We start from the raw sequence: 10639 nt of genomic DNA, 5'->3' as shown, positions 1-10639 counted from the left end.
CCGCCGAAGGGGGCATCCTGTTCAGCCGCCTGCCGACGCTGCACGCCGCGCTGGCCCGGCAGATCGCCAGCGACCTGCCGCACCGCCCGCTGGCAGAGCTGGGCCGCATTGCCACGCTGTGGGGCTACCGGCTGTTCTATCACCCGGACCGTCTTGAGTGGGTGTATGGCCGCCCGCTGCGGCGGGCGCTGGCGCGCGGCGACTGGCTGAGCGCGGTGGGCGAGAACTTCACCGCAGCGGCGATCCCGCTGTACCGGCTGGGGCGCTACCGCCAGCGGGCGGCGGCGGCGGCGCTGCGGCGCCTGCCCGCGTGGCTGCTGCAGGGCCGTGAGCGGGCGCAGGCCAGGGTTGCCCTACTGGCACGGCTGCCGGGCGTGACCGTGATTCAGGATCGCCATGACGGCGTCTGGCCGTTTATGCTGCTGTTGATGCCCGACCGCGCCAGCCGCGACGCGGCGCTGGACCGGCTGTGGTGTGCCGGGCTGGGGGTGAGCCGGCTGTTTATCAGCACGCTGCGCCACTACCCTGACGTCCTGCCGCTGCTCTCCCTGCGCAGTCAGACCCCCAACGCGGATCGCTTTGCCGCCTGCTCGCTGACCCTCAGCAACAGCCCGTGGCTCAGCGACGCCGACTTTGCCCGTATCCTTAGCGCGCTGGGCCAGGTGCTGCCAGCGCCGGGGTAATCTCGGCCAGCAGCAGCCGGTTGATCTGCCGGTGCTGATGCTGCCACGCTTCCAGCTGCGCCGGGTCGGCCAGCGGCTGGCCGTCCAGCGCGCTGAGCCAGCGTTTAAAACGGCGCTGAAAGCGATAAACGGAGGCCTCGCCGGTGATATCCGCACCGAGCAGCCGTCCGCGGCAGGCGCGGATCAGTCGCAGCAGATGTTGCGGCAGGAAACGCCCCTGATCCCAGTTGGTGGTCACCACCTGCGGGCTGAGCACGTCTTTATCCAGCGACAGATAAACCGGCAACGGTGCCAGCTGTGACAGAAACCTCGCCATCAGCGTATCCGCATCGTGAAAACAGTGCGGATCGGGCCGCCGTCCCGGCCAGTTCAGCCAGCGGGTACTGACGTCGAGGCTCCAGTAGGTCAGCTTGCGGCGCAGCTGCGGACCGGCATGGATCTCCCAGCGGTGACGCCAGCTGATGTCGTGCGAGCAGATCCCCAGCACGTGGATCGCTCTGACCTGCGGCAGGCGGCTGGCCCAGTACACCCAGGAGCCGCAGTGAATCCCCAGCGGATAGCGCATGGTATCCGGGTGGTTATCGCAGACGATCAGCTGCAGCGGCTGGGTCACCCGCTGCAGCAGCAGGTAGCTGAGGTGGTGGTAATCGCCGCTACCGGTAAACACGCAGCCGGGATCCGCGGGAAGCCGAACCGCCAGCAGCGACGCCAGCCGCTGAAAGTCCCGCCAGCGGCAGCCGAAGCGGATCGTCTCCTGCCACGGCTGCAGGGGTAGAACGGTCGCCCGCTCAATGCCGCTGACCGAACCATCAAAATCGAGGATTGCCGGTGGCCGGGAGTTCATCACAGGCCCCCCCCCTGCTGCACCCGGCTGTCGTGCTCCAGGTGGTGACGAAAACAGCGCAGCGCCCCGCGCAGCAGCGGATGACGCGCCCTGACGAGGTGCCGGGTCCAGGTGAATTGTGCCCCGAGGCTGGCCTTCACCTGCGGGTCGGTCCAGCCGGCGATATAGGCCTGCAGCCCCTCCGCCAGCGCATACTCCAGATTAACCATCCAGCTCACCACGTACAGGTTAAATTTCAGCGCCAGCGCGTAGTCAAAGCCGATGTACTTATCGACCAGCCGGCCCTGATAGCGGTAGCAGAGGTTAAATCCCACCAGTTGCTGCTGATGCCAGTAGCAAAACACCATTCCGTCACTCTGCGCATCCTGCAGCAGATGGTTAAAGAAAGCCGGGCTGAGCCGGTCAAAGTGGATATCACTCTGTTGCCAGACGGCCAGATAACACTGATAGAGTTGGGCCTGCCAGCAGGCGTCGTTGAATCGCGCGTCACCACAGGGCAGCCGTTCAATGCGCAGGTGGTGGCGGCTACGCAGCTTACGGCGGATATGGCGGCGGCGACTGTGCGACAGCCGCATCAGATAGTGATCGATGCTGGTAAAATCAATCGCCACCCACGCCAGCGCCTGGCCCGCCACGCTGATAAATCCGCGCTGCTGCGCTAACGCGCTCAGGCGGTCGCTGTAGTCATTCTCCTCCTGCGTGAGCAGCGGCGAGGCGCAGGGCAGATCTTTAATAATGGTTAACGGCTGCTGGCTGCAGTGGTCCGCGATCCAGTCAAGCAGCTCGACGGGTTCAGGCTGCTGCGGCAGGCACGCATACTCACTGGTAGTGGCGCCGATAAAGCAGGTTTCCAGCCATAACAGCTGTTTCCAGCGGCGATAACCCGGCCAGCGGCGCAGCCGTGCGCGCAGCGAGGGGGCCGCCGTGGTCAACAGATCGAGGCGGGTGGTAAAACCTATCAGTCCATTGTCAGCACGCTGCGCGTCGAAGCCCGGCGGCGGGTGTTGAACAAAGCCGCTCAATAGCACCGACGGCTCCAGCTGATTACGGTAACGGGGGGGCAGCACGTTCAAAGGGGAAGTGTCCGCTAACGGGGTGCCTGACGGCACCCGGGGTAATCAACAGGCTCAGCGTTCCCGCTTCGCACGTACCAGCAGCTGGTCAAGCAGCCTGATTGCCCGATCGATGTCGCTGCGGCTAATCTCCAGCGATGGCGCAAAGGTAATCACATTTTTGTAGTAGCCCCCTACGTCCAGCACCAGGCCGCATTTTTCACCGGCGTCATCCAGCGTGCCCGACAGGCCGATGTCGACCATTTTATCCAGCAGGCCCCGGTCAGGGGTGATGCCGTCAGCGGTACAGAGCTCCGCACGCAGCGCCAGTCCGAGTCCGTCCACGTCGCCGATCTCCCGGTGCTGCAGCTGCAATGACCGCAGCCCCTCAAGGAAGTAAGCACCGCTTTCTGCCACCTGCCGCCCGTAATCTTTCTCCGCCAGCATCTGCATCACCTCCAGCCCGACGGCGGTGCCGAGAGGATTAGAGGCAAAGGTGGAGTGGGTGGAGCCCGGCGGGAAGGTCTGCGGATTGATCATCTCTTCCCGCGCCCAGATGCCGGCCAGCGGGTTAAGCCCGTTCGTCAGCGCCTTGCCAAACACCAGCACGTCAGGGGTGATGCCGAAATGCTCAACCGACCACAGTTTGCCGGTGCGGTAGAATCCCATCTGGATCTCATCCACCACCAGTAAAATGCCATAGCGGTCCAGCACCCTCTTCAGCGCCGGATAAAAATTGCGCGGTGGTATAACATAGCCGCCGGTCCCCTGCACCGGTTCAATATAAAACGCGGCAAATTCAGACTGCCCGGCTTTCGGGTCCCAGACGCCGTGATATTCGTTTTCAAACAGACGGGCAAAATCGGCTACCAGCTTATCGGCATACTCTTCTGCGGTCATGCCTTTCTGGCGACGGAAGGGATAGGGAAAAGGGATGAACTGCGCCCGTTCGCCAAAGTGGCCAAAACGACGGCGATAGCGATAGCTGGAGGTGATAGCGGAGGCGCCCAGGGTGCGGCCGTGGTAGCCGCCTTCAAACGCAAACATGCGGCTTTTCCCCTGACAAAAATTGCGCACCAGCTTCAGCGAGTCGTCAATTGACTGCGCGCCGCCAACGTTAAAATGCACGCGACCGGGCAGGCCAAACTTTTGCTGCATATCCTGGGCAATTACTTTCGAGAGTTCGACTTTACTCGGGTGCAGATACTGGCTGGCCAGCTGCGGCAGGCGATCGATTTGCCGCTTGAGGGCGCTGTTCAGACGGGGGTTGGCATAACCAAAATTTACCGCCGAGTACCACATCTGTAAATCGAGATAGGGCGTACCCCCGGCATCGTAAAGGTAGCTGCCTTCGCAGCGGTCAAACACCTTCGGCGGGTTAACATAGTGAACCGTGTCACCATGCGAACAGTAGCGGGCTTCATCCAGTAGCAGACGTTCATTACGACAGTCCATGGTCACTCCTTACACTTCACCATTGAAGTCTCGGGAGTATATCCAGCCACAGGGAGATGACATCCGCCGCCAGCGCCGTGTTGAACGGCGGTTTAACGTCAGCGCACGTATCGTGTTTTGCTGCAGAGGGGGGGTGCCGCGGGCGGACGGGCAGAGTGCCACGTGCCGCCCGCGAACGGGTCAGAACAGCAGTTTAAAGACGCCGGTCAGGGTCAGTAAGCCCACAATAAAGATAATCGCGATAATCCAGAGAATAATTTTCATTCCATGCCCTCTCAGTCAGTCAAATACCCGTTACCTTTATCACTTCGGTATTGGGGTCAGTGAGTTAAGTATAGAAGAAGATCCTCATTTCGCGCGTCCTCCTACACCAGCAGGGAGATCAGCCAGACCAGTACAAACCCGGTTACGCCCATCGCGGTCGTCAGCACCGTCCAGGTTTTCAGCCCGTCCGCCACCGACAGCCCGAGGTAGCGGGTCACCACCCAGAAACCGGCATCGTTAACGTGGGACAACCCCAGCCCGCCGAAACAGGCCGACAGCGTCACCAGCACCAGCTGGATCTCGCTCTGCCCGCTGACCGCCTGCGCCAGCAGCCCGCTGGTGGTCAGGATCGCCACGGTGGCGGAGCCCTGCGATGCACGCAGCGCCAGTGACAAAATAAAGGCGGCGGGAATTAACGGCAGGTTGATGGTCTCAAGCGAAAGCGCCAGCGCCTTGCCGACGCCGGACTCCACCAGCACCTTGCCGAAGGCCCCACCGGCACCGGCCACCAGAATCACCCCGGCCGATCCCGGGATCGCCCGCTCCAGCAGCTCGCTCAGGCGGTCTTTGCTCCAGCCGCGACGCAGTCCCAGCAGCCAGGCGGAGAGCGCCAGCGCAATCAGCAGGGCAATTGCCGGCGTGCCGACCAGAGACAGCAGCTGGCGCAGGGCACTGCCCGCCGGCAGCACCGTATGCGCCAGGGTACCCAGCACGATCAATACGATCGGCACCACGATCAGCCCGGAGATCAGCCAGGCCCCCGGTGGCCGCTGACCGTCGGTCGGCGTCGCGCTTTCCGGCTTCGCCAGCTGCATCTGCTCCAGCACGTCCAGCGACAGGTGATACTGACGGCGGTTCATCGCCTTCGCGACAAAATAGCCGACCACGCCGACCGGAATCGACACCAGAATGCCCAGCAGCATCACCCAGCCGATATCGCTGTGCAGCAGGCCGGTAGCGGCGGCGGCCCCCGGATGGGTTGGCAGCGCCACATGCACCGTCAGCATCACCCCGGCCATCGGCAGGCCATACTTCAACGGCGACACGCGCGCCACCTTGGTGAAGCCGTAGATCAGCGGGATGACGATAATAAAGCCGACCTCGAAGAAGACCGGGATACCGAGAATAAAGGCAGCAATGGTCAACGCAGCCACGGTGCGCTTCACTCCCAGCGAGCGGGTAAAGCGCTGGGCCAGCGACTCCGCGCCGCCGGACGACTCGATAATCGCGCCGAGCATCGCCCCGAGCACGATGATAATGGTGATCGCCCCCAGCAGGTGCCCCATGCCGTCGGCGATCACCTTCATAATATTATCCACCGGCATGCCGGTAGCGAGGGCGACCAGCAGGCTGACCACCAGCAGAGCAACAAACGGATGAACCTTGGCTTTAATCACCATCACCAGCAGCAGCAGCACGCTGGCCACAGCGATGGTTAACAACAGGGCGGTAGACATTTTCTTTACCTTCTGAGGGCTTATTATTTATGCGGTGCCGTTGGCACCCTCTTTATTTTCCCCGGCGGGTGGCCGGATACGGGCAACAGAATTCCTGAGCGGCCTGCCGGAGCAGGCCACTGAACAATAAAACGGGCAATCAGGTCAGATTACAGCGGGCGGTAAGGGTCCAGCCAGCCGAGCCCGGCCAGGGTCGTGGTGCGCGGGAAGTATTCGCAGCCAATCCAGCCCTGATAGCCGCTGCTATCCAGCAGATCGAACAGCCACGGATAGTTCAGCTCGCCCTCGTCCGGCTCGTGCCGGTCCGGCGCTGAGGCGATCTGAATATGCTGATACTGGCCGGCATACTCGCGGATCAGGTGGCTGAGGTTGCCGTCCACCCGCTGCGCATGGAACAGATCCAGCTGGGTAAACACCCCTGGACGATCGATACGTTTAACCATCTCCAGCGTCTGATACTGGCTGGCATAAAGGTAATCAGGTTTGGTTAGCGGGTTCAGCGCCTCCAGCAGCACGCGGATACCGTGCGGGGCAAAACGCTCCGCCGCGTAGCGCGCGTTGCTGATAAAGGTCTCAGACCACTGCTCGCGATCGGCAGCATGCGGCACCACCGATGCCATCAGATGCACCTGGCGGCACTCCAGCGCCAGCGCATACTCCAGCGCGCGGTCGATATCGCGTCGGGCATCGGCTTCGCGGCCCGGGATCGCCGCCAGCCCCCACTCCCCCGCCGCGCTGTCGCCAGGCGCGGTATTAAACAGCACCAGCTCCAGCCGGTTGCGGGTGAGCGCCTGCTTCAGTTGCTCAGGCTGATAGTCGTAGGGAAACAGAAACTCCACCCCGCGAAATCCGGCGGCGGCGGCGGCGTCAAAGCGTTCCAGGAACGGCAGTTCGGTGAACAGGGTCGACAGGTTGGCGGCAAACTTTGGCATGGTTGGTTCAGCTCCGTAATTCAGCCACTTCGCTATCGGACAGATAGCGAATCGGGCGATCGCCCAGGGTAAAGATCAGCCGGGCGGTCTCTTCCAGCTCTTCGGTGTTATCCGCCGCCTCACGCAGCGTTTTACCGACCACCACCGGGCCATGATTGGCCAGCAAAAACGCCCTGTAGTGCGGCGCCAGCCGGGCAAGGTCTTCGCCCAGGCGGGGATCTCCCGGACGGTAGTAAGGCACCACCGGCACGTCACCCACCCGCATCACCACGTAGGGGGTAAAGGGGCGAATACAGTTCTGCGTATCCAGCCCTTCCAGGCAGGAGAGCGCGGTCAGGTACAGGCAGTGCAGGTGTACAATAGCACCGCAGGCCGGATTATTCAGATAGATGGCGCGGTGGAAGCTAATCTCTTTCGACGGCTTATCGCCGCCGATCCACTCGCCGTCGGCGGTTACTTGTGACAGCCGATCCGCCACCAGCTCACCGAGACAGGAGCCGGTCGGCGTCGCCAGCAGGGTGCCGTCTTCCAGGCGCATCGACAGGTTGCCGGCCGAGCCGGTGGCGTAGCCGCGCTGGAAAAACGACGCCCCCAGGCGCACCATCTCTTCACGTGCCTGCTGTTCGGTCATGAGACAAACTCCGTCTGTGCGCGGGCAAAGAAGTTCTCATCGCCAAAGTTACCGGATTTCAACGCCAGCGACAGCGGGCGTTCGGTGGCACGCACCCACGGCACCCCGGGGGAGATGGTCGGCCCAATATGGAACGCCTCCACCCCCAGCGTCTGCGCCACCACGCCGGACGTTTCACCGCCGGCAACGATAAAGCGCTGCCAGCCACGCTGCTGCAGCTCACGCACCACGCGGGCAAACAGCTGCTCCACCGCCTCGCTGCTGGCTTCAGCGCCATACTGCTGCTGAATGCGCTGTAACAGCGCCGGCTCGGCGGTGGCATACAGCAGCGGCGCCAGCGGGTCCTGCTGATGCGCGGCCACCCAGTCGCACAGCTCAATGGCGTAAGCGTCGCCCCCGGTAATGGCGCGGGCCACGTCGATCGCCTGCGCGGCGGCCTGCTGGCGGTAGCACGCCACCTGACGGTTGGTCATCGCCGAGCAGGAGCCGGAGATCGCCACCGTTTTTCCCGCCACCGGCGCGCCGGCGGCCTGCGCCGCCGCGCTGTTATGCTCGTGGCTGGCCCACTGACGGGCAAGGCCAATCGCCAGGCCGGAACCGCCGGTGACCAGCGTCATCTCGCGCAGCGCCTCCCCCTGGGTCAGCAGATGCTGCTCGCTAAGGGCGTCCAGCACCACATAGCGCACCCCCTGCCCGGCCAGCGCCGTCAGCGCCTCGCGCACCGCCTCCGCGCCGCGATCGAGGGTCTGCGCGGCGACCAGCCCGGCCTTACCGCTGGCCTGGGCCTCGATCAGCCGCAGCAGGCTGCTGTCAGTCATCGGGGTCACCGGGTGGTGACGCATGCCGGAGTCCGACAGCAGCTGGTCCATCACAAACAGGTGCCCCTGATACACCGTGCGGCCGTTAACCGGCAGCGCCGGCGAGATCACCGTCAGCGCCTCGCCCAGTTCGGCCAGCAGCGCATCGGTCACCGGGCCGATATTGCCCCGTGCGGTGCTGTCGAAGGTGGAGCAGTATTTAAAATAGAAACGCTCGCAGCCCTGCTGCTGCAGCCAGCGCAGCGCCTGCAACGCGTCGGCAACGGCAGTCTCCACCGCGCAGGAGCGCGACTTCAGGCTGACCACAATCGCCTGCGCTGCGCTGCCGACACCCCTCTCCGGTATGCCATTCACCTGCACGGTCGCCATGCCGTTCTGCACCAGAAAACTGGCGATATCGGTCGCGCCGGTAAAATCATCGGCAATCACCCCCAGACGCATCACTGGCCCTCCTGCTTTTCCGGCAGCGTAATGCCGCTGAAGATCTTAATCACCGCGCTGTCATCCTCACGACCATAGCCGGCATTGCTGGCGGAGGTGAACATGTTAAAGGCGGTCGAGGCCAGCGGCAGTGGGAAGCGCAGCGCTTTGGCCGTCTCGGCCACCAGGCCGAGATCCTTCACGAAAATGTCCACGGCGGATTTAGGCGAGTAGTCACCGTCCACCACGTGGCGCATGCGGTTTTCAAACATCCATGAGTTGCCCGCCGCGTTGGTCACCACATCGTACATGGTGTCGAGTGGAATTCCGGCGCGGGCGGCCAGCGCCATCGCTTCGGCACCGGCGGCAATGTGCACCCCGGCCAGCAACTGATGAATAATCTTTACCGTGGAACCCAGGCCGATCTCGCTGCCGATGCGGTACACCTTGCCGGCCACCGCGTCCAGCACCGGCTGCAGGCGAGCAAAGGCTTCATCGCTGCCGGAGGCCATTACCGTCATCTCGCCGCTGGCGGCTTTAACCGCACCGCCGGAAACTGGCGCATCCAGCATGATCAGCTGATGCTCTGCCAGCCGCTGCGCGATCGCCTGCGCATCCCCGGCAGAAATGGTCGACGACACCATTACCGCGCAGCCCGGCTTCAGCTGAGCGGCCAGCCCGCCCCCGGCAAACAGGATCTGATTCACCTGCGCGGCGTTGACTACCAGCAGCAGCACCGCGTCCAGCTCAGCGGCAAAACCGTCAGCACGGCTCTCCGCCGCCTGAGCACCGCTGTCGCGCAGGGTCTGCAACGCCTGCGGATTGAGATCCACACCCCAGGTTTTCAGCCCGGCGCGCAGGCAGGACTGCGCCGCCCCCATGCCCATCGAACCGAGGCCAACCACACAGACCGATAATGATGTTGCGTCAGACATAGGTTCTCCATGTTAATTTTGGTGATGATTTGTTTTGTTGTGTGAAGTATAACCGGCGGGAACGGCAGATTTGGTGATGCAACTCACAATAATTAACATGCAGCGGCGTCTAATTCACAGTAATTAACAATGCAGGGATGACGAGAAAAATATAAAAACCAATACTTACAATAAGATAATCAAAACCCGCTCGCAATTTCACAGCCTGCGCGCGGCATAATGTGATAAATTGATAAAAACATCAGGCTCAGGAGATGAAACCGAGATGATCCCGGTAGAGCGCCATCAACAAATCTTAACGCTGGTTGAACAACGCGGCGTGGTGAGCATTGCCGAACTGACCGAGCGACTGGGCGTGTCGCATATGACCATCCGTCGTGATTTGCAGAAACTGGAAGAGAATGGCGCGGTGCTGCTGGTCTCCGGCGGCGTGCGTTCCACCGAGCGGCTGGCCAGCGAGCCCTCGCATTTTGATAAAACCAGCCTGTTCAGCGAAGAAAAACGCGCGATTGGTGCGATGGCCGCACGGCACATCCCACGCAACAGCTGTATCTACCTTGATGCCGGCACCACCACGCTGGCGCTGGCGCGCGAGCTGGAGCCGCGCGACGACCTGCTGATCGTGACCAATGACTTCGTCATCGCTAATTTTATTATCGACAACAGCCAGTGCCGGATGATCCACACCGGCGGCACCCTGTATCGGGAAAACCGCTCCTGCGCGGGTGATGCGGCAGCGCAGACGCTGCGCGGGCTGTCGGTGGATATCGCCTTTATCTCGGCATCATGCTGGAGCCAGCGCGGTATTTTCACCCCGGACGAAGAGAAAATCGCGGTTAAACGAGCCGCCTGTGAGGTCAGCGGCAAACGGGTGCTGCTGGCGGACAGTTCCAAATACAATAAGATCGCCTCCTTCCTCGCACTGCCGGTGACCTCTTTCGACTGCATCATCACCGACCCGCAGTTACCGGGCCCGGCACGTCAGGAACTGGCGCAGCGCGATCTGGATGTGATCCTTGCCGTGTAGCCGGCAGACCAGGCCAGTGGTACAGCGAAACGGCGATCGCGCTCACACCGCGTGGCGCGAGGCAAAATCGGTTCAGGCGATCAATTTAACGCTATCGATCGATATAACCATTTATTATTTA

At 62.5% G+C, this 10639-nt stretch carries 10 protein-coding genes; 2 read left to right on the top strand and 8 right to left on the bottom strand.

Translation table 11 applies throughout. From position 1 onward, the window contains the following. Positions 1-683, top strand: a 683-nt coding sequence (locus NV64_RS23485; RefSeq protein WP_199177695.1) for a DegT/DnrJ/EryC1/StrS family aminotransferase, incomplete at its 5' end; no start/stop codon positions are given. Here NV64_RS23485 and NV64_RS18600 read toward each other — a convergent pair. The 8 genes from NV64_RS18600 to ltnD all read right to left on the bottom strand — a co-directional run bounded on the left by NV64_RS18600 (position 646) and on the right by ltnD (position 9491). Then, positions 646-1530, bottom strand: a complete 885-nt coding sequence (locus NV64_RS18600) for a hypothetical protein (RefSeq protein ID WP_101506516.1) — start codon at positions 1528-1530, stop codon at positions 646-648. The two genes, NV64_RS23485 and NV64_RS18600, sit on opposite strands and share 38 nt — an antisense overlap. Continuing rightward, on the bottom strand, positions 1527-2594 hold the full coding sequence (locus NV64_RS18595) for a GNAT family N-acetyltransferase (RefSeq protein WP_233209038.1): 1068 nt from the start codon (positions 2592-2594) through the stop codon (positions 1527-1529). The genes NV64_RS18600 and NV64_RS18595 overlap by 4 nt, the downstream gene beginning before the upstream one ends. Before the next feature lie 60 nt (positions 2595-2654). Next, the gene (locus NV64_RS18590) at positions 2655-4034 is read right to left on the bottom strand and encodes an aspartate aminotransferase family protein (RefSeq protein ID WP_101506515.1); all 1380 of its coding nucleotides are present in this window, start codon (positions 4032-4034) and stop codon (positions 2655-2657) included. A gap of 365 nt (positions 4035-4399) precedes the next feature. Then, positions 4400-5755: a GntP family transporter gene (locus NV64_RS18585; RefSeq protein WP_101506514.1), complete on the bottom strand. Its 1356-nt coding sequence runs from the start codon at positions 5753-5755 to the stop codon at positions 4400-4402. 149 nt (positions 5756-5904) lie between these two features. Beyond that, positions 5905-6687 carry an HPr family phosphocarrier protein gene (locus NV64_RS18580; RefSeq protein WP_056240072.1) on the bottom strand — a complete coding sequence of 261 codons (783 nt, stop codon included), beginning with the start codon at positions 6685-6687 and terminating at the stop codon, positions 5905-5907. Between the two features lie 7 nt (positions 6688-6694). Further along, the gene (locus NV64_RS18575; RefSeq protein ID WP_056240074.1) at positions 6695-7318 is read right to left on the bottom strand and encodes an aldolase; all 624 of its coding nucleotides are present in this window, start codon (positions 7316-7318) and stop codon (positions 6695-6697) included. Next, positions 7315-8577 carry a 3-oxo-tetronate kinase gene (gene otnK / locus NV64_RS18570; RefSeq protein ID WP_101506513.1) on the bottom strand — a complete coding sequence of 421 codons (1263 nt, stop codon included), beginning with the start codon at positions 8575-8577 and terminating at the stop codon, positions 7315-7317. The genes NV64_RS18575 and otnK overlap by 4 nt, the downstream gene beginning before the upstream one ends. Next, positions 8577-9491, bottom strand: coding sequence for an L-threonate dehydrogenase (gene ltnD / locus NV64_RS18565; RefSeq protein WP_101506512.1), 915 nt, complete (start codon positions 9489-9491; stop codon positions 8577-8579). Before ltnD ends, otnK begins: the two co-directional genes overlap by 1 nt. A gap of 265 nt (positions 9492-9756) precedes the next feature. On the opposite strand from ltnD, the gene ygbI reads away from it, so the two are divergent. Beyond that, positions 9757-10518 (top strand): DNA-binding transcriptional repressor YgbI, encoded by a 762-nt coding sequence (gene ygbI, locus NV64_RS18560; protein WP_056240086.1) that lies wholly within the window; start codon positions 9757-9759, stop codon positions 10516-10518. Positions 10519-10639: the final 121 nt, after the last annotated feature.

This window comes from Erwinia sp. B116, from assembly GCF_002865965.1.
GTDB lineage: Bacteria > Pseudomonadota > Gammaproteobacteria > Enterobacterales > Enterobacteriaceae > Erwinia.
This window is presented reverse-complemented; position numbering and strand designations above follow the sequence as displayed.